Raw genomic sequence first — 20,856 nt, 5'->3', positions numbered from 1 at the left:
CTTAAAAACCTACATTCTTTTATTCGATTGCCCTATTAAAACAAAAAATCGTTCTGTGTTTTTTTCAATTTAGAACGATTTCTTATTATACAATAATTTTCAACTTCTATATTTTTTTTATTGCGTTTAAAACCAAGGGTTCCATAACATGATATCCAGCTAAATTTGGATGTACAGTATCTCTACCATAAGCTTCTATTAACCCTTTATTTTTATTTACCATTTTAGAATAATAATCTAAATACAACATATCATTCGCTTTGGCATAAGCTTGAATTAAACGGTTTAAATTATTTATTTTTTCTACAGGTTTAATAGATGGACTCCATGAATAACTACTTGCTGGTAAAACTGATGCTAAAACAACTTTTATGTTATAAGCTTTAGCCAATTCTGCCATAGAAAAAATATTATCGGCAATTTGCTCAATACTTATAGGACCTTTATTACCGGCAATATCGTTGGTTCCTGCATGTATTACAACAGCCTTTGGTTTTAAGTTAATAACGTCTTGCTTAAACCTTAATAGCATTTGCGATGTAGTTTGTCCACTTATACCACGGCCAACAAAATTATTTTCCTGAAAAAATTCTGGGTGAAACTGAACCCATTTTTCGGTTATAGAATTACCCATAAAAACCACCGTATTTTCTTTTATCGGGTCTTTTAATAAGGCTTTATTTGCATTTCTGTATTTTTTTAAATTGGCCCAATCTTCATTTGGCATAAGTTGAATTTTTATAATTGAATCTGCTTTTTTATCTGGTAGGAAAAGGGTTAATTCGTCATTAACAAGCTTTATTTTAATTTTAGTTGAAGGTTCTGAAAGAAATGAGGCTTGGCGTGGTCTTATTTTTCTATCTATAACCAACTTATTACTTGCTGGCCATTTCGATACGTGAGCGTATAAAAACCCATTTTCTGAAGTGTATTTCCCCCATTCGGGATCAAAATAGGCATCATCTTGTGCAAACACTAAACTTACAAACAATATCGCTGTAATAAATACACTTACCTTTTTATATTTTTTCATTTTATAAAGTTATTTATACATTCAAATAATATAAAAAAAAGACAAACACCAAGAAGGTGTTTGTCTAAAATTTTGAAAAAACAAGCAATTAATTTGCTAACTCAATTTTAACTACAGAAACTATACTATCTGGAGCCAACATAGGCACATCAACTAAAACTTCTCTTGATGTTGCTAAAGTCGTTAATTCCGCATCTGGATTAGTTAAAAGTGTTGCTTTTTTCACTTTTACATCCTTATGTAATTTTAAAACACCATCTTTTGGCCAGTTAAATACATGCGCATATAAAACGCCATCTTTTGTTGTATAACGCCCCCATTTTGGTTTTTCGTAAGGACTTGCCTTTGCGCCATAAATAGCTTCACCGTTAGCTTTTGTCCATTGTCCCATGGCATTTAAACGACGAATACTTTGCGCTGGGAACCTACCGTAACCATCAGGACCAATATTTAATAAAAAGTTTCCGCCTTTTGATACGATATCTACTAATTTCTGAATTAAATCTTCACTACTTTTCCATTTATTGTCATCTGGTTTGTACCCCCAAGTACCGTTCATGGTCATACATGCTTCCCAATCTGAATCGATTCCTGTATCTGGAATTTCTTGTTCTGGCGTACCAAAATCTCCGGCAAATTTACCTGGTTTATTATTCATACCATCCATTCCCGTTCTTCCTTTATCTACACGGTTATTTACAATGGTATTTGGTTGAATATCACGAATAAAATCGTAAAGCTCTTTACCCATTTCTGTGGTATAATCTGAAATCCAATCGCCATCAAACCACACCACACCAACATCGCCATAATTGGTTAATAATTCTTTAACCTGAGGCTTCATATAATTTTTAAAATACTTTGGGAATTTTGGATTAACCACCGACGGGTCGTCGTGTTGCGCAATGTTATAATTTGGATATAAATTACCTTGTGCATGCGGATGATGCCAATCGACAATAGAGTAATAAAAACAAAATTTAATACCTTGTTTTTTACAAGCTTCGGCTAATTCTTTAATAATATCGCGCTTAAATGGTGAAGTATCCATAATATCATAATCGGTTACTTTAGAATCCCATAAACAAAACCCTTCGTGGTGTTTACTAGTAATTACAATGTACTTCATGCCGGCATCTTTAGCCATTTTCACCCATGCATCGGCATCGAACATAACTGGGTTAAACATTGCTGGGAATTTTTCGTACTCTTCAACCGTATAATCTAACTTATCCATGGCCCATTCTGCGCCACCACCAGCAATTTTAGATCCGCGTTCACCACCTATAATAGAGTATGCTCCCCAGTGAATAAACATTCCGAATTTAGAGTCGCGCCACCATTGCATACGCTCGTCATCTGATAATTTTTTAGTGCTTGAACTTTGCGCAAACCCTAAATTGGCACTCATTACAGCTACCAAAGCAAATATTGCTATATTTTTTATTGTTTTCATATTCCTTTATTTAGTGTTAATTGTTATTTCTTGTTCGGTTTGGTTACGCATAATAACCAAATTCATTTTATTTGTTTTATTTTCTGAAGATATTTTAAAGAAATCTGTAATGGTTTTAACCGGCTTTCCATCAGTCTCAATAATAACATCGCCTTTTTTAATACCGTTATTTTGTACTGCCGGACTTGGTTTCCAGATACGAAGCACAATAACTCCTTCGGCTGTATTTAGCCCGTAAGCAGATTGTTCTTGCTCCGATTCTACGTTTTTTAATTGGTTACGTAACCATGCCACCACCGGACTTGTTTTACTTTTACTTGGGTCTTTTATTTCTGGAACTTCTGGTGTTTTTGCTAACTGTTTTAACTCTGGTTTTTGTACACCAAATTTATCCATAGGAAAGTTTTTAAATCCTAACTGTAAAGCTGGCGAATCTTCAGCAACTGAAAAATCTAAATGTTCAGGATCTTTAAACTTTGGATCTCCAAAAGCACTGTGCTTGTCGCGATCGTAAATTTGAGGTTTTAACATGGCGGCTTCCGTTGGAAATAAATTATAATCTAAATCTTTCCCCCAACCCAGTAAACCAACATCTTGATAAGTATCGCCAACAATATTGTATTTAAAAACATCTTCGCTATTAGCAAACCACACATGCGGATGCAACGAATTATTAACCATTATGTTATTTTCTGCCACACGACCAAAGCCTTCACGTAATTTAAGTCCGCTATTCAACATCAAATTATTGTATATATGGTAGTTTGATGAGCCATCGTCTAAATCGATATCCCAACCATGATCGCAACGAAAACGGTTATTTCTAATTATTGTAGTTTTAACCGCGTCCCACAAATACATATCAGGTATTTCGGTTGTTATTTCATTCATTTTACCGCGCTTAGGATGCCAAAAACGATCGCGACCCCAAGAGTTAAACGATCCATGATCGCTGGTTTCTAAAACCGTATTAAACACATCGTTAAACTCCAGAATGTGGCCACCCCAAGTACCATCGCCAATATTAATTCCAGCTCTGGGCACATCGTAAATACTATTGTGTCTCACAGTAATATCCATGGCCATAGAAATTTGTACACCGGCCGTTTGTTTTTCAATTCTACCAATGCGGTGAATTAAATTATTAACCACCAAACATTCTTGTGGATACAATTTATTTTTTGGTCCGCGAACCGTGTCCATGTTTTTTAAATCTACAAATTGCCTATAATTAAAAGATGGCGAACGTACCGCCGAAGGATCTCCAATAAACGACACTGCACTACCACCACAATTTACAATATGATTGCCTTCAACCACCAAATTTTTATTGTATTTACTCGCCATAATAACATTGCCACCTAAATTGGTAAACACGCTATTTTCCACTTTACAGCCTTCTGTACCTTCAAAAAACAGTACTGCACCACGATAAATAGTCCAATCGCTTCGTAACAAAGGTTCGAACTCTTCCATGAATGTTCTTGTGGTATTTTCGAAAGTAATGTTGCTAATTGTTACGTTTTCAACTGGATTTTCTAGTGTGCCTTCAACTTGAATTAAATCTTTTAAAACTGAAACTTCAAAAGCATCATTGTTTACATTCACATTATTTGCAGGCCAGTAATACAATTGGTTTGTTGCTTTGTTAAAAAACCATTCGCCTGGGCTATCTAGCTCTTCAAACACATTTTCAACCATTTGATATTCATCATGATATCGGTTACCACGATTATTTTGGTGCCCGCCTTCTAAAATGGCATTTCCGTCTTTATCCACTCCGGTAATTACATAATGAAATCCGCCCCAACGTCCTTTGTGTAAGGCATGAAAATAGACACCTTCAGGGTTGTTCCATGTTACTAATCGTTCCTTCGAAATGGCATCGGCAGCATAACCTTGCCAATAATGTCCGTTTTCATCGTAATTAGGATAGCGTGCTAAAATTTGGGCTTCACCATTTACAACGAGCTGATCGAAGTTTAAACCAGCATCAACCGTAGTTACATAAATATTGTCGTTATATTTTTCCCATTTTGGAGCTAATAATTTAGAACCTTTTATGGCCACCTCATCGGCACTTGTTCCTGTAATTGTTATTCCGCTTAAAGTTGCTGGAATTTGAATTGCTTCAGACATGTAATAATCTCCAGGCAATAAATTAATAATTATTTCGGCATTGGCTTGATCTGCTCTAATTACAGTGGCTTTAGCAATAGCTTGAGCTACCGTAGCAAAAGGTTCGGCTTTTGTACCAGAATTTGCTTCAACACCTTGCGGCGACACATAAAGCTGAATAGTTTCACCTTTCATATTACACGAAAAAATGAAGGTTACTAGAATTAATATGCTAACTTTTAGTTTCATTATACTTTATTATTTAATTTCAATATTGTATCCTGCTGGATAGGTTTTTGCCATTCCTTTATTTATTTTGATTGAAATAGGTTTATCTGATGAATAAAAATAACGCCCCTCTTTAAATCGTAATTCGGCAGAAACAGCTTCATCAAGGGCTTCAATTTTAAAGTTTCCGTATTGAAGCAATTTGCCTTTTCCTAAATATAAATATTCAAAACCATTGTTTTTTTCTGAAACGACTCCAAAAACACCTTCAAAAGCAATCCCTTTTAAGGGTTTAAATAATTTTTGTTCGTTAGCACTTAAAACAATTTGAATGCTTTGTTCGCCTTCAACTGCTATACCTACAAAACTTTCGTTGGCTTCAATTTTTGAAATATTTTTAATGGATTTTTCATCCGTTTTAAAAGTTTCAAAAACCGATACAAAAGGATGTTCTGCGCCATTTATACCGTTTTGTCTCACAATTAACGTTGGCGTATTTTCTGGACTTTTATTAATCTGGTTTGGTGTAACATCACTTCTTAACGTGGTTGGAGGCGCTGTAACCGTATAAAGCTCGCGGTTATTTTGTCCCATCATCCACATATTTACCGTTAAATCATCTACATCCCAAATGGCATTAAAATCTTCGTTAAATTTTATTTTTTTCTGATTTTTGAAGAAGCTATAATTTTTATCGTATTCCGTTCCTAAATCATTTACATTATTCAATTTTAAGGTTGTATTTGATGTGTTTTTTAATGACACTGAATGCCCTAAATTATGATGAATATAATCGTTATTGTTTTGATTTGATCTGAAAACATCAACATAATAACCTGTAGTTTCCGAAGTACGAATCATGGCTACTAATCGGCGTTTTTCTTCGGCTGAAACATCAGCAAACGACACCCTATCTGATGCAGACGTAGTGTTGTAAAAACTTTGAGCTGTATTCACCGCTGGTTCCATGGCATTTATTGTAATGTTGCCTTCCTTATAACCAGGAACAATGGTGTTTGTACCTGTAATTCCACGATGATAACCGGCATCTTTAGACCAATACGACTCGTAAGCCGAAGCATCTGGAGACATGACCCAACCCTGGCTGTAAAACTGCATTGCTAATCCGTTTTCGGCCAAATGCGACTTACTTTTTCCGCCGTAGAGCGTAAACATTAATCCGTTGGCTTCATCGTTACCATTTTTCATAATGATATGTCTGTGAAACGGCGAATAGGCCGCTTTATGAAACGGCAAATCGCTGCCAGACTCCGGTAAGGGTTGATTAAAAATAATGCCTTGCCACCCCGAATTTTCGCGTTTATATTGACCTGAAGCGATGTTTTTTCGAATTACGGTAGCCATACTTTTTGCGGTTTCTGCATGGCCTTCCCAAGTAGCGTATGTTAATAAAGATTCGAAGGCCGACATATTTGCTGGACCACCGCGCATGTCGCCAAAAACCACCAAATTACCGCGGGCATCCAACCAACCTAAATTGGCTAAAGCAGCTTTTTCTATTATGGGGTTTCCGGCCAAAGTATTTACTCCTGAATTATACAGTTTTAATCCCATTTCTAACACAAAAGGAATCATGCCAGAGGCATATCCTGGCGATTCTGGCCAAAGCCCTGTAATGGTATTGTAATTTGCCACAATTTCGGGTAAACCGGCGTAATGATCGCCCGATTTTTCGGTGTAAAACGGAATGTAATAGTCGCGTCCTTTTTTATCGTCGTAAAATTCATTTGGCTCTAAAACCAAAATACTGTTCATAATGTGGCGGTAGCGATTTACATTCCAATTCCCTTTTTTGCCACCGCGAACTAAACCAATTTCAATGAAGCGTTTAAACACTTCGCTAGACACATCGGTAACCGATTTATTAATGGTTGCTAAATGTTTATGCGGATTTTCATTTAAGTAATTGTATAAGAAATCGTAAATGGCCGCTGCAAAATCTTGACGATCGTCGTGAATAACTTCATAATCGTAGTAGCCTAAAATACCTCCAGGTGCATAACCGCCAGGGCCTTTACTAGATTTTTCAGGATCTAAAGGTGGTTGCATGTAATAGGTACCGAGCATCCAAGTCCAGAAAATATCGGCCGAAAATTTAGCATACTTTTCTTTCTGAGTTATGAAATAAGCAAAAGCTGATTTTTCGGCTAGTTTTAAAATTTCAGAATTATTCTGGCGAATCATGTGTCCGGTTTCCTTATAAGGTACCAAAACTGGTGTTTTATCGGCACTAGAACGGCTAATTCCTAGCATGTCACCCGTTTCGTTGTAAGGTATTCTGTCTTCTAAAGGCACATTTACAAAATCATTCCAGCGACGCATTCCGGGTAAGCGAACCGTTGGAAGTGGCGCATTACCCTCTCCATAATCCCAATCTTGATTTTTAATATAACATTGCGTGTAGCGCTCGCCTTCTTTCCAATACATGGCTAAACGAGACACCATCCATTCGGGGTTGGTAATATGCCTATTTACATGCACATCGATATCATGCAACAAAGCTTCCCATGAGGCTTTTGCCCAAGCTTCAGTTTCAATTTTATTAATAATATTAGTGCGCTCGCTTGCCTTTGTATAAATTCTTGGGTGTTCTGCTTTTTGGGCAACAACCACATTTAAACAACAGGTTAAAATAACAACTACAATGTTTTTAAATTTCATAAATAAAATTGCGTTTTAGTGCAACGGCACGGTTTCAATATCTGGGTTGTCTTTAGCTTCTAAATACTTTCTTAGAATTTCTTGGTCTAACTCCGAGCTATCACCATAATGCGCACGCATCTCTTTTAATTGTTCTTTTAATTTCACAACCACATCGGCATAGGCAGGATCGTCAATAACGTTTTTCATTTCTTGTGGGTCTTTTTTACGATCGTACAATTCCCACTCATCAACATCATAATAAAAGTGTGCTAACTTATATTCTTGAGTAATAATAGCATAATGCCTTTTCACCATGTGTATTCCAGGATACTCATAATAATGATAGTATACTGCGTCTCTAGTCCATTCTTCTTGATCCCCTAAAAGCAACGGTATTAAACTTTCGCCTTGCATGTCGCTTGGCGCTTCAATTTTAGCAGCTTCTAAAATGGTTTGTGCAAAATCTAAATTTTGAACCATTTCGGTGTTTGTAATTCCTGGCTCGATAACATTAGGCCATTTAATTAATAATGGTGTTTTAAACGATTCATCGTACACGAAACGCTTATCGAACCAACCGTGTTCACCAAGATAAAACCCTTGATCGGACGTATAAATAATCATGGTATTTTCATCCAGACCAGAATCCTCTAAATAATCTAGTAAACGCCCAACGTTTTCATCAACCGAAGCAATACAACCTAAATAATCTTGCATGTAACGTTGGTAACGCCATTTCATTAAATCTTTATCGTCCATTTCTGGATATTTAGCTTTAAAATCTACCATCACCGGTCCGTAAGTAGAATCCCAAACGGCACGTTGTGTTTCGTTCATGGCTCCAACTTCACGCTCAAAGGCTTCTAAATCCCAACCAGACTCGTCTTTTAAACCGAGTTCTTTCATAAGTTCTGGGTAAATTTTAGCATCTCCGGCCCAATTCATATGTTTTAATAAATTCATTTCGGCAGTTTTAGCAGCACTTCCTCTACCTTCATAATCATCGAATAACGTTTCTGGCTCTACAAAGGTTTTCTTGGTATATTCTTTAAAATGACGCGGTGCAGGCAACCACTCTCTGTGCGGTGCTTTTTGCATAGAGAATAGCATAAATGGTTGGTCGTCTTCTTTATTTTCTTCTAACCACTCCAAAGTCATGTCCATAATAATATCGGTTACATAACCTTCAACCGTAATTTGTCCATCATTTGTATTAAAAATAGGATTGTAATAGCGGCCTTGTCCTGGTAAAATTTTAAATTCATCAACGCCTTTTGGGTTGTTTCCAAAGTGTAATTTACCAAACATAGCGGTTTTATAACCCGCTTGCTGCATAAGTTGCGGAAAGGTAGTTTGCGATTCATCAAAAGGAAAAACATTATCTACTTTACCATGAATGTGGCAGTGTTTACCAGTTAAAATAGTTGCTCTTGATGGTGCACAAATAGAGTTAGACACACAGGCGTTAGTAAACTTAATACCTTCTTTTGCAATGCGGTCTATATTTGGCGTTTCGATTAAATGATTTCTATACGCACTAATGGCTTGATACGCATGATCGTCAGACATCATAAAAATGATGTTTGGTCGCTTAGCCGGAAGTTCTTTTTTTACAACGGGTTCTTGTTTGGTTTCTTTGTTTTTACAAGCTATTACCACAAAACAAAGCAGTACAGTAACACATTTTAATATTAGTTTCATTGTATTTTAGTTTGATTATTGTTTTTTGATATGCATTACAAAACCATTATTGGCTTTAACCGATAAATTTAATTTTGATTGATTGGTTAATTCTGATTCTGTAATTTTTACTTTGGTTCTTGTGTTTACCGTTTCGTCATCTGTATATAACTTGGCATTGTAATTTTGGTTAGACTCTAAAAATGAAAAATCTAACGCAACTTGTTGTGCTTTTGATCCGTTTATACAACCCACAAACCAATCGTTTCCTTTTCTTCTGGCAATAACACCTATTTCGCCAATTTCGGCTTGCATTACTTTAGTTTCGTCCCAAGTGGTTGGCACATTGTTAAAAAACTCCAATTCTGGCTCATTACCAATGGTTTTAGTATCACCCCAAAGTCCGTCGTCTTTTACAGGTGCTGCAGGTGCTTTATCGTACCAGTATAAAAATTGTAACGGACTAAATATACATACTGTTTTTGCCATTTGCGAGGCATGCGAGCCCATTTTATCTACGCGCTTGTTGTAATAACACACGGTATTATCGGCAGCACCAGCCAACATTCTTGTAAACATGGTAATTAATGTATGTTCGTTTGGTACGGTTTCTTCATCGCCTCGAATACCTTCTTGCGTTAATAAATTTGGATAGGTTCTTGAAAACCCTGTCGGGCGATATTCATCATGAATATCTATAACCAACTTGTACTTTGCTGCTTTTTTAACCGCTTCGTGCATCCAAGCTGTGGCGTTCTCATCGCCCACACGAACAAAACCATATTTTACACCAGAAACACCCCATTTTTTAAGCACAGGAAAAACCTCATCAACCTTTCCTTCTAAAGCTCTACGGTTTATATATAACATTACTTTTACACCTTTTTCTTTAGCATATTTACAAATGGCTTCAATATCAAAAGGACCTTTGGAACGCTTTGGGTCTAACGTTACGGTTGTCGCATCTGATTTGTTATCCATTTCGTTTCCATACCAACCAGCATCAAAATGCACATATTGCATGTTATGGCTTGCCACAAAATCAATAGCCGCAAAACCGCCTTGGGTTGTTAGCGTCGTTTCACGCAAAACTTTACCAGGTTCTACCCAAGAATCATCGATTGCAGATGGTGGATTTAAATTTTGAATGATGTAATTTTTCTCTAATAAATCGGCATAACTATTCCCCATCATTACTACGCGCCAAGGCGACATAATTGGTAATTTTTGATGAATTTTGAAGCCCTTATCATTTCGTTCTGAAATAATTGCTCCTGTAACAAGGTCTTGTTTGGAGTCTTGTATTTTTCCATCTAAAGACGATTGAATGCTAAATTTCGAGGCTGTACCTTTGCTATAACTCAAGCGTGCATAATCTACCAATCTAGCTTCGGCTAGGGCAATTTTTATACTATCGGCAACTTCAATTAACAATGGTCTTTCGCAACCTTCTTGTAATTGACTTAACGGTATTTTTTTGTATTCGCCTTGTGCTGTTAATTTCCCTTTTTCGCGTTTTGGGGTAGACCATACCGCGTAATCTTCCGTAAAATTATAATTGATATTTTCACTTAATTTTATGTCTTCTACATTATTCTGCTTCGGAATTTCGTAAGCAAACGCAACACCTTCGTTATACGCTCTGGCAATAATATTTAATTTTGCTTCGCCTTGTTTTAAAGAAATTTTTATTTGATTGTAATGATCTGGAATACTGCTTAATTCTGAAAAGTTGGAATCCCAAGAGGTGTTAACTGATGTTTTCTCAATGTTTTCAACTACAACTTCACCTTTAAAATCAAGCGCATCTGCAACTAACTCCAATACCGAAGTTTCAACCACTTGTTGGTTACCATAAAACACCGAAAAGGTAATGTCATTTTTATTTTCACCATTTAAAAACACCATTTTTTTTGATACATCTGGTGATAATAACTCTATAGTTTCCTGTGTTTTGCAACTACTAAAAATTGACAACACACAAATGACTATCGCCATTTTTTTTGAAATAAAATTCATTAGTTTAAGCTTTTAGTTTAATTGATATATTTTGATAATTTGTAGGTGGCACTTTAAATTGAACCACTTTCTTTCCATCTATTGTTTTTCTGCTTCCGTTTAATTGTTTAAATCCAATATTTAAAACCATGGCACCTTTTTTAAAAGTGTCTGGAACAGTTAGTAAAATAGCATCATTGTTTGTTAATTTAAACTGCTCGCCCGTAACCAATGTGGCCGAACTCGATTTTTTACCAAGAATTTCAATGGTATAGCCGTTAAAACTTATTTTTTTACCAGCGCCAATAAACAATGTCGTTGCATTACCTTCTTGAGTTAACACACCAAACGTTCCTGTAAAATCAATAGATTGATGCTGACAAACTTCTTGAGTAGTGGAAGAAAACACATAATCTACCCGGTTTGTTTTGCTTTCTATTTTTACACCAATAAAACTAGGTTTTGAATCTATTTTAAAGGTTTCCACAGCTTTTATTGTGGCAGATTCTTTATTGGTTGAAGGCTCGTAAACCGCTACAAAAGGGTTATTCCAGGCTTCACCATATTGTCGAACTACGGTTGTAAGCAGTGGCGCTTCTTCAATTGCTTTTGGAAGTATTTTACGAAAAGCTTCAGAATGTGGCGACTTAACTTTAAAAAGCGCTCTATTTTCATCAGCATTCATCCACATATTCATTTGAACTTGCTCATTATTAATAGATAAATTATAGATGGCCTTAAATGGTGTTTCTATGGTTGTTGACATTTCATCAAATAAAAAATCGTAAGCTTTAATATTTCCTGATTTGGAATTTAATTTTGAAGATGGTTTAAGAGAAATCGTTTGATTATTTAAGGTTGAAAAACTCAACTCTTGCCCTAAATTATGATAGAAGTAATCGTGATATTTTGCAGTGCCCGCTTTAGTTTTCGACCTAAAAATATCGATGTAATAACCCGATGTTTCACCTGTTCTTACAATACTCATTACTCTATTTTGGTCGGCGTTGGTACTTGGCTCGTTAAAGTATAAATCGGAGAAATAAATATTTGGGTAATAACCTGATTTTCTTTCGGAAGCCGGATACATAGTATTCACTTCGAAAGCATAATAACTACGCATTTTATTGTATTGCGATTTCCCGTTTACCGAAACGGTGTTGTGCGCAGGAAATTGCGAATAATATTGACGATAATCATTTCTAAAATAACTTGAGCCACGACCACCTTCGGGAGCCAAAATATAGCCTTTACCATACAATTCCATGGCGATTCCGTTAGAATGCGCATGGTTTCCTAAAGATGCCGCTTGCGAAATCATTAATCCGTTGTACTTATCCATGCCATTTCGCATAGCCAACCAACTTACATTTGGCGCGTAAAACGACGCCGTTGCATAATCTTTTAAATCGGCAGCTTCAATGGTTTTATTTAATGTTACGTTTGTGTTGTAAACAAAAGCATTAAAGGCGTTTTTTGGTGCTTTTTTAGTGAGTAGTTCCTGTTTATCCTTCAGCATAAAAAGCATGCTAGTAAAAGTAGCTTCTTCTGTTTTTTTGTTGAATTTTTGGGCGTTACTTATCACATCTAAAAAAGGCTGACTTTTTAATTCGCCATAATGCGAATCGCCAAAAGCAACAATACTTTTATTAGGATATAAATATTGTGGCATTACTTTTACTGCCTTTGGAATTACCGCCATATTTGGCATAATATCGACACCTAAAGCTTCCTCAATAATACCGGCTAAATGTGTAAAACCTTCGGCAACGCTTAAAGCATAACCGGCACTTTCGTTCCAAACACCATTGTTTTGATCGTAGCCATAATTTAAAACATCGTTGACCGACCATTGGCGCGCTTCCGATTCGTTAAATACACGATTTAAATAATATTGACAACCTTTTCCATCTTTATAAGCCTCGTTATTATCTAAAACCAAAGCAATTTCAATTACTTTATTGGCTTGGTGTAAATTCCAGTTATTATCTGGTACGCCATTTTTAATAATAATTTCGGCAAGTTTTTTTAACGATGCTGTGTAAATATCGTTTCTACTTTTATGATTTTCTTGTATGTAATCATAAATAAAATCATAAGTTTCGGCTAACTCATCAACAATATTTTCTTTAATCACTTGAAAAGAAGTTAAGCCAATTATGTTTTGCACATTGCCGTGTTCTAAATCAACAGGTTCATTTCTATAATACAAACCTTGCATATACACATCGAAAACATGTTGCGCTAATTTTGCATAGGCTTCATCTCCTTCAACAAAATAAACTAATGCCGCATTACGAGCGATTTTCATAATATTTTCGTTGGTATTTTCTATAACACGTCCTGTTTTTTCAGGGCTTACCCATTCCCATTTATCTGTGTTTTTATTTTGAAGAAATAGGCCGCGTTTATCTTCAAAATACGGTTTTACATCTTCAATTTTTGGCGTTTTATAATCTGTAACATAATCGCGTTGCCCTGTAAACCGAACGGTTGGCACTGGAGCTTTTCCCGAAGTATGATGAAATATTGTGCCTTTTACAAATACGTTTGTAGCATGACTTTTCCAATACATTTGCAGACGAGACGACAACCAATCTTTATCTGTTTTAAACTGATTTACGTATTTTGAAACATCATTTTTAATAGCTTCAAAAGAGGTTTTAATTGCCTGTGAAGTGTCTATAGCTTTTAAAATAGCATCGCGATTAACTCCTGACGAAATTAAACGTGGATGCGCTCTGCTAATTTCATCTGGAAAAATAAATTGAGCCGTTGCATCTTCAATAAAAAAGACAGTAAATACGAAAATTAATATGGCAACTTTTTTAATCATAAAATTATTCTGCTCTTACCCAAATATGGCTTTCGTCTAATAGTTTTTTGTATTCCTTTTGAAATGCCAATTTCATTGAATTGAACACTTCTGGTTCTTTATCTTTTAAATCTTCCGATTCGTTAATATCCTGTTCTAAATTAAACATCACAAAATCGACCAACTCTGCGTTTTTAACTAAAGCTTCATTACCATCGTAAAGGTTATGGATTTTGCCTAAGGTTTCTCCGTTAGCTTCAATACGCGCCATAATTTTGTATTTGCCTTTTCGCATCGCAACACGACGCTCGTTAATAGCATCGTAAAAGGCCCAAATAAGTGGTTTTTCTCTATTAAATTCACCCGTTTGTAAAAGTGGTGTAAAGGATTCTCCATCTAAATTACTTGGTGTTTCTGCACCAGCCAATGCTGCGAAGGTTGGAAAATAATCTAAAGCAGAAACCACATTATTTGTTGTTCCGGTAAAAGTTTCTTTACCTAACCAATTTATGATTCCTGGCACACGAAAACCAGCTTCGTTAGTCCACAATTTCATTCCTCTTAGTGCTCCTGGAGAACCATAAGAATGTTTTGCTCTGCTGTAACGCATTAAGGTTTCTGGCCCGTTATCTGAACTAAACACAATTAACGTGTTGTCCATATTGTTTTCTTTGAAATATTTTACCAAGCGACCAACAGCGATATCTACATTTTCAACATTTGCAAAATACTCTGCTTCTTCTCTGGTTTTAGCCTGTGGTAAATATTTTTCTACTAAGTCTTCAGGTGAAGCAATAGGCTCGTGTGGCTCATGAAATGTAACTTCTAAAAAGAAAGGCTTATCGTCTTTTTTAGCATTTAACCAATCAATTGCTTCAGATACTATAATTTGACTACTAAATCCTTCAATTTCGCCAACCTTTTCTCTATTTCTAATAAAGTTTTTAGGATTTTTATGGCTAGGTGCTGCGTTATTATGCGTTGCCATCCAATGATCGAAACCAAAATCGTCGGGTTGTGGTTGTTCATTTGAATTAAATCGAGAACTACAATGCCATTTCCCCACTAAACAGGTTGCATAACCAGCCGATTTTAACATGGCAGGAATGGTTTTTTCGTGCGCTTGTAAATGCACTAAATCGCGGTTGTCTGGACTCTTTTTTAAGCCTGGAATAAAATCGTAAATCCCTGCTTTATTTGGGCTTCTACCAGTCAACAATCCTGCGCGCGATGGCGAGCACACTGGTGCTGTAGAATAAAAATTAGTGAGCTTTATTCCGGTTTCGGCTAACTTATCAAGATTAGGTGTTTTAATAATTGAATGCCCGAAAGACGATAAATCGCCGTAGCCTAAATCGTCGCATAAAAGCACTACAATATTGGGTTTGCTATTTATTAAACTACTTTTAGTCTCATTAGTTTCTTCTGCTTTTGTTTTGGACTCGACGTTGTTTTTACAAGCCACAAAACAAAACAGAATAATGAAAATTGAAACTATGTTTACTTTTTTAAAAGGCATAAATTTTAATTTGATTGATTAAAAAATTCATTGAAATACAGCATGTGATATTTTATTGCATTCCTCCAATACTTCTTTGTATGTCCTCCTGGTCGCTCGATATAATCATGTGGGATATTGCGTTCTAAAAGTTTTTTATGAAGTCTTACGTTGGCATTGTAAAAGAAATCGTCTGTACCACAATCGAACATAAATTTTAACTTTTCACCATCTAACAGATGAGTTAAATTAATAACCATATGGTTTTCCCAGTTTTCTGGGTGTTCTGCATAAGTTCCTAATCTTTCTGCCAAATGCCATCTTAATGGAAAACCTCTAACATCTACTCCGCCACTCATACTGGCAGCGACTCCCCAAATATCTTGATGTTTAAACGCCAAATACAAAGCACCGTGACCACCCATACTTAAACCGGTAATGGCTCTAAATTCTGGTTGGGCTTTTGTTTTGTAATCTGCATCTATTTTTGAAACCAGTTCTTTTGATATATAAGTTTCGTAACGCATGGAAGCATCTATTGGACTATCGAAGTACCAGCTAGATTCGTGCCCATCGGGACAGACCAAAATAACATCGTAAACGTCTGCAAAATTTTTTATTTCTGAAGAAATTTCTAACCAAGATTTATAATCTCCCCAAGCACCATGAAGCAAATACACAACCGCATAGGTTTTATTTTTTTCAGGATAACTATCCGGTGTAATTACTACATTTTTTATGGTTTTATTCATTGATTTACTAAATACCGAAAGTGTATCGACATTTGAAGCAAATAGCTTAAACGAAGAACAAATCAATATTGTAAATAGCAAATACTTCTTCATACACTTTGTTTATTTTTTTAGCATTACGTCTTCTAATTCCTCTAGCGTTTTTCCCTTTGTTTCTGGCATCATAAAAGCAACAAAAAGCAATTGTAAAATCATCATAGCTGCAAACACTAAAAACACCAAGCCACCACCAGCAACTTTTAATAATAACGGAAATAACGATGGAATTAATGCAGCCAGCACCCAATGCGTTGAACTACCAAAAGCCTGCCCCGAAGCTCTTAAATGATTTGGGAAAATTTCTGAAATAAACACCCAAATAACGGCTCCTTGACCAACAGCATGAGCCGCAATAAATAGAAATAAGAAAAATGGCACCGCCATTCCTGTCCATTCAAGGAAAAAAGCAGCAGATAATAAACTTAACGATACAATATAGGCCAAAGAACCAATGTACATAAGTGTTTTACGGCCTAGTTTATCTATTAAAAACACACCTAACAATGTGAATATTAAATTTGTAACACCTAAACCAATACTATTTAATAAAGCCGAGTTTTCGCCCAATCCGGCAGCTTCGAAAATACGTGGCGCATAATACAACACCGCATTTATTCCTGAAAACTGATTAAAAAATGCAATTAAGAAAGCCAACATTAAAGGAAACCTGTATTTCTTTATAAAAATAGTTTCGGTTTTATCGCTTTTTGCTGCGTGTACATGATGTTCGTTAATAAGCTCATCGATGTTTGCAGAAGGTTCAATCATTTCAAAAACTTCTCGTGCCTCAGCCTCTCTGTTTTTTGAAAGTAACCAACGCGGACTTTTAGGTACTTGCAAAGCAAATAAAATATACAATACCGCAGGAATAGCTTCTACACCCAACATCCAACGCCAATCGTTTTCATCAATATCACTTAACAAATAATTTGATGCATAAGCCATCATAATACCAAAAACGATATTGAATTGATACATAGCAACCAAACGTCCACGATCTTTAGCCGGCGCAATTTCCGAAATATACGCAGGCGCGGCAATGGTTGATGCTCCTACTCCTAATCCGCCAATAAAACGTGCAAAAGCAAATACATACGGATCGTTAGCCAAAGCCGAACCAATTGCCGAAACTGCAAACATCACACCAATTACGATAAGCGTGTTTTTTCGTCCGTATTTATTAGTTGGCCAACCGCCAAAAATAGCACCAATAACGGTTCCCCAAAGTGCCATTCCCATAACTACAATGCCATGAAAAGCTTCAGACGAACCCCATAAGGCCTGTAATTTTTTATCGGCTCCCGAAATAACGACCACATCGAAACCGAATAAAAAACCAGCAAGTGCTGCTGTAATTGACCAGATTAATATTTTTCTATACATTTATAATATATTTTAGTTGATTTTTAATTATTGTTTTAAAGGAATAACCATATTCCAAGTTTTTGTCCCATTACCAAAACCACCTGGCCCATCCATTGTAGCAAAGAAAATATGTGTTGGCACGCCGTTTTCTGTAAATACAAACGGGCGTTCTAATTGACCTTGTTTTATTGTTTTTCCGTTATTCCATTTTACGGTTTTAGTATAGGCTCTTGCCGATTTATCTACTTCCCAATGAATGCCATCTTTTGAATGCGCTAATAAACCATCACCTTTACCTCCAGTTATTAATCCACGCTGATCTTTTGCAACTAAATGAAATCCGTTATTATCGCTCCATAAATGCGGATCTTCAACCTCGCCTAAATGTTCCATTGAGAACAAAGGTTTTGTTCCTACAACCGTATATTCACCATCAAACGAAGGCGCTGTTGCAACACCTATACTCATGTCGCTATGTGTAATGCCATCCTCTTGATAACTTCTACCTTTAAATAAAAGCACCACAGAGCCATCATCTTTAATTAATGGTGATGGATTTGAGGTTAAAAAGCTGTAATAACTATTAGGTTCTACTTCTAGAATAGGTGCATCGAGTCGTTCCCAAGGTCCAAACGGACTTTTAGATGTTGCGACACCAACACGTTTACCCCAACGTGCAGCGATACACCATTTACTTTTTAAGTCGAATTCCTCTAAATTGTCGTGATTAACTTCTTCGAAAGGATGTGTAGAGCCCATGTAATACAAAATATAAGTATCGTTATGTTTTACAATTTTAGGATTGTGACATGAGCGACCATCCCAAAATTGAGCACCACGACTTCCTAAGGCAACATCTTGAAATTTATAAGGCCCTTCTGGTGTTTTTGATGTGGCATGAACAATTTCTGAAGCAACCATCCAACCGGGGTGAAATGGCAAATAATGTGGCCAACGCGACGCATACATGTGATATAAACCATCGTCTCCTTTTATAACCGAGCTTCCCCAAACCCAATAATCGTCCATTTGCAAACCGCCATCAACAGGTGCTACATTTAAATTATCATAGATTATATTTTGCGCGTTACAGGCAAAAATTCCGAAGAAAAATAAAACAAAAAAATTTATGTTAGTCATTAATAATTATCTAGTTTAGGTAGATACAATGATATAAACTATGGTGTGTTATTGATATAAAATATGAACCATAGCTTATAAACTATTGCTCATTTTTTAATAACCTATTAAATACATTATGGTTAAACTAACCTTCGTCGATTCATATATGCTTTCTGTATAAGAAACTTGTTAAGACCTCTTCTTTTCATTAATTTCAAATAAAAAAATTAATGAAAAACATCATTCTTTTTACAATCTGCTTTTTTGCAATTTTAAGTTCATATAGTCAAACCAACGACCACATACAATTAGAGAACTCTTTTTTTAAACCTAAAAAAGTAGTTAAAATTAAAAATGGACATTATTTTTTAGATTTCGGAAAAGCCTATTTTGGTACTATTGAAGTAACATCAACTCAAACACAAAGTGATTCATTAATTATTCATTTAGGAGAAAAACTAATTTCCGAAAACAAAATTGACAGAAAACCCGGTGCAACTATTAGGTACAGAAAATCTGTTTTACCAAATTTAAAAGCCAATACACCAACCAACGTAAGTATAAAAGCATACAAAAGAAATACCACAGGAGATGCGATAATGCTGCCAGATTCGGTTGGAGTAATTATACCTTTTCGTTATGCTGAAGTTGAAAACCTAAACATACCAATAGATAATATTGAATTTAAACAAAAAGCATTACATGCCAAATTTAATGATGACGCTAGTTATTTCTCTTCCTCTAATCCTACTATGGATTCTATTTGGTCGCTATGTAAACATACTATAAAAGCTACCACATTTACAGGATATTACGTTGATGGCGATCGTGAACGCATTCCTTATGAAGCCGATGCATACATAAACCAACTTAGCCATTATAGTGTTGATAGCCTATACACCATGGCACGACGCACGAATGCCTATTTTATTAATCATCCTACATGGCCAACAGAGTGGCTACTACATACTGTGCTAATGTTTTATACCGATTATATGTATACTGGCGACCTAAAACCTTTAGAAGACCATTACGACAATTTAAAGCTTAAAACATTAATGGATTTAGAACGACCTGATGGCCTAATAAGCTCTAAATCGCCAAACCTAACTAAAGATATAATAAAAAAATTAGGGTTTAAAAAACCGAACACAAAAATTAAAGATATTATAGATTGGCCACCAGCACAAAAAGATACAGGCTGGAAACTCGCTACTGCCGAAGGCGAAAGAGATGGTTACGAAATTGTTGATGTTAACACCGCCATAAACGCCTTTTACTACAAAAATATGGTGTTAATGAGTAAAATTGCTAAAGCTTTACATAAACCAGATGATGCCGCATTATTCAGTAAAAAAGCTAAACAAGTAAAACAAACTATAAATAACACATTTTTAGATTCTGAAAGAGGCATTTATATTGATGGTGAGGGCTCAAAACATGCATCTTTACACGGCAATATGCTTCCTTTAGCTTTCGATTTAGTTCCTGAAGAACATATTGCTTCGGTAACTAAGTTTATTAAATCTAGAGGAATGGCCTGCAGTGTTTATGGAGCTCAATATTTACTTGAAGGCCTGTATAAGTATGATGAAGAACGTTACGCAAATCATTTAATTTCTGACACCATTGGAGATAGAAATTGGTGGAACATGATAAAGGTAGGTTCTACAATGGCTATGGAAGCTTGGGATGTTAAATACAAACCCAATACCGACTGGAATCATGCTTGGGGAACCGCTCCGTTAAATGCTATTACTCGCTATTTATGGGGCATACAACCAAAAACTCCTGGGTTTAAAATTGCACAGATAAAACCTAAAATGGGCGACTTAACATTTTCCAAAATAAAAACACCAACGCAACATGGTATTATTTTAGGAAATTATGAAAAAACCTCGGCACAAAGCTCTACATTTACAATTACAATCCCAGACGGGATGACTGCCGAATTTTCGATACCAAAACCATTTAAAAAAGCTTACTTAAACAATAAAAAAGTAAAACGGAAAGTAAATTCAGTTGCATTAAAATCTGGTGAAAGTATTATTGAATTAGTAAATTAAACACAATCAACTTTTTATAAAA

12 protein-coding genes are annotated in these 20,856 nt (G+C 35.6%); 1 reads left to right on the top strand and 11 read right to left on the bottom strand.

The features are described 5' to 3' along the window. Positions 1-106: 106 nt before the first annotated feature. The 11 genes from LG649_RS08275 to LG649_RS08225 form a co-directional block, all read right to left on the bottom strand. Positions 107-1,033 (bottom strand): SGNH/GDSL hydrolase family protein, encoded by a 927-nt coding sequence (locus LG649_RS08275; protein ID WP_226543201.1) that lies wholly within the window; start codon positions 1,031-1,033, stop codon positions 107-109. A gap of 88 nt (positions 1,034-1,121) precedes the next feature. Continuing rightward, positions 1,122-2,489 carry an alpha-L-fucosidase gene (locus LG649_RS08270; protein ID WP_226543199.1) on the bottom strand — a complete coding sequence of 456 codons (1,368 nt, stop codon included), beginning with the start codon at positions 2,487-2,489 and terminating at the stop codon, positions 1,122-1,124. Between the two features lie 6 nt (positions 2,490-2,495). Then, positions 2,496-4,856, bottom strand: coding sequence for a PDZ domain-containing protein (locus tag LG649_RS08265; protein WP_226543197.1), 2,361 nt, complete (start codon positions 4,854-4,856; stop codon positions 2,496-2,498). 9 nt (positions 4,857-4,865) lie between these two features. Beyond that, positions 4,866-7,517 carry a hypothetical protein gene (locus LG649_RS08260; RefSeq protein ID WP_226543196.1) on the bottom strand — a complete coding sequence of 884 codons (2,652 nt, stop codon included), beginning with the start codon at positions 7,515-7,517 and terminating at the stop codon, positions 4,866-4,868. Positions 7,518-7,532: 15 nt separating this feature from the next. After that, positions 7,533-9,200, bottom strand: a complete 1,668-nt coding sequence (locus LG649_RS08255) for a sulfatase family protein (protein ID WP_226543194.1) — start codon at positions 9,198-9,200, stop codon at positions 7,533-7,535. A 15-nt stretch (positions 9,201-9,215) separates the two neighbouring features. After that, positions 9,216-11,177 (bottom strand): glycoside hydrolase family 97 protein, encoded by a 1,962-nt coding sequence (locus tag LG649_RS08250; RefSeq protein ID WP_226543191.1) that lies wholly within the window; start codon positions 11,175-11,177, stop codon positions 9,216-9,218. Between the two features lie 25 nt (positions 11,178-11,202). After that, complete coding sequence (locus LG649_RS08245; protein ID WP_226543189.1) at positions 11,203-14,013, bottom strand: heparinase II/III domain-containing protein; 2,811 nt, start codon at positions 14,011-14,013, stop codon at positions 11,203-11,205. Positions 14,014-14,017: 4 nt separating this feature from the next. Next, positions 14,018-15,511 (bottom strand): sulfatase-like hydrolase/transferase, encoded by a 1,494-nt coding sequence (locus LG649_RS08240; RefSeq protein WP_226543187.1) that lies wholly within the window; start codon positions 15,509-15,511, stop codon positions 14,018-14,020. 5 nt (positions 15,512-15,516) lie between these two features. Beyond that, positions 15,517-16,335 carry an alpha/beta hydrolase gene (locus tag LG649_RS08235; protein WP_226543186.1) on the bottom strand — a complete coding sequence of 273 codons (819 nt, stop codon included), beginning with the start codon at positions 16,333-16,335 and terminating at the stop codon, positions 15,517-15,519. Between the two features lie 9 nt (positions 16,336-16,344). Beyond that, positions 16,345-17,664, bottom strand: a complete 1,320-nt coding sequence (locus LG649_RS08230; protein WP_226543184.1) for a sugar porter family MFS transporter — start codon at positions 17,662-17,664, stop codon at positions 16,345-16,347. Between the two features lie 27 nt (positions 17,665-17,691). Then, complete coding sequence (locus tag LG649_RS08225; RefSeq protein ID WP_226543182.1) at positions 17,692-18,786, bottom strand: glycoside hydrolase family protein; 1,095 nt, start codon at positions 18,784-18,786, stop codon at positions 17,692-17,694. A 212-nt stretch (positions 18,787-18,998) separates the two neighbouring features. Between LG649_RS08225 and LG649_RS08220 the strand changes: the two genes are divergently transcribed. Further along, positions 18,999-20,834, top strand: a complete 1,836-nt coding sequence (locus LG649_RS08220) for an alpha-L-rhamnosidase-related protein (protein ID WP_226543180.1) — start codon at positions 18,999-19,001, stop codon at positions 20,832-20,834. Positions 20,835-20,856: the final 22 nt, after the last annotated feature.

The sequence above is a fragment of the Neotamlana laminarinivorans genome (assembly GCF_020523925.1).
GTDB classification, from domain to species: domain Bacteria; phylum Bacteroidota; class Bacteroidia; order Flavobacteriales; family Flavobacteriaceae; genus Neotamlana; species Neotamlana laminarinivorans.
Note: the sequence above shows the minus strand (reverse complement) of the source record. Positions and strands in the feature narration are given on the sequence as shown.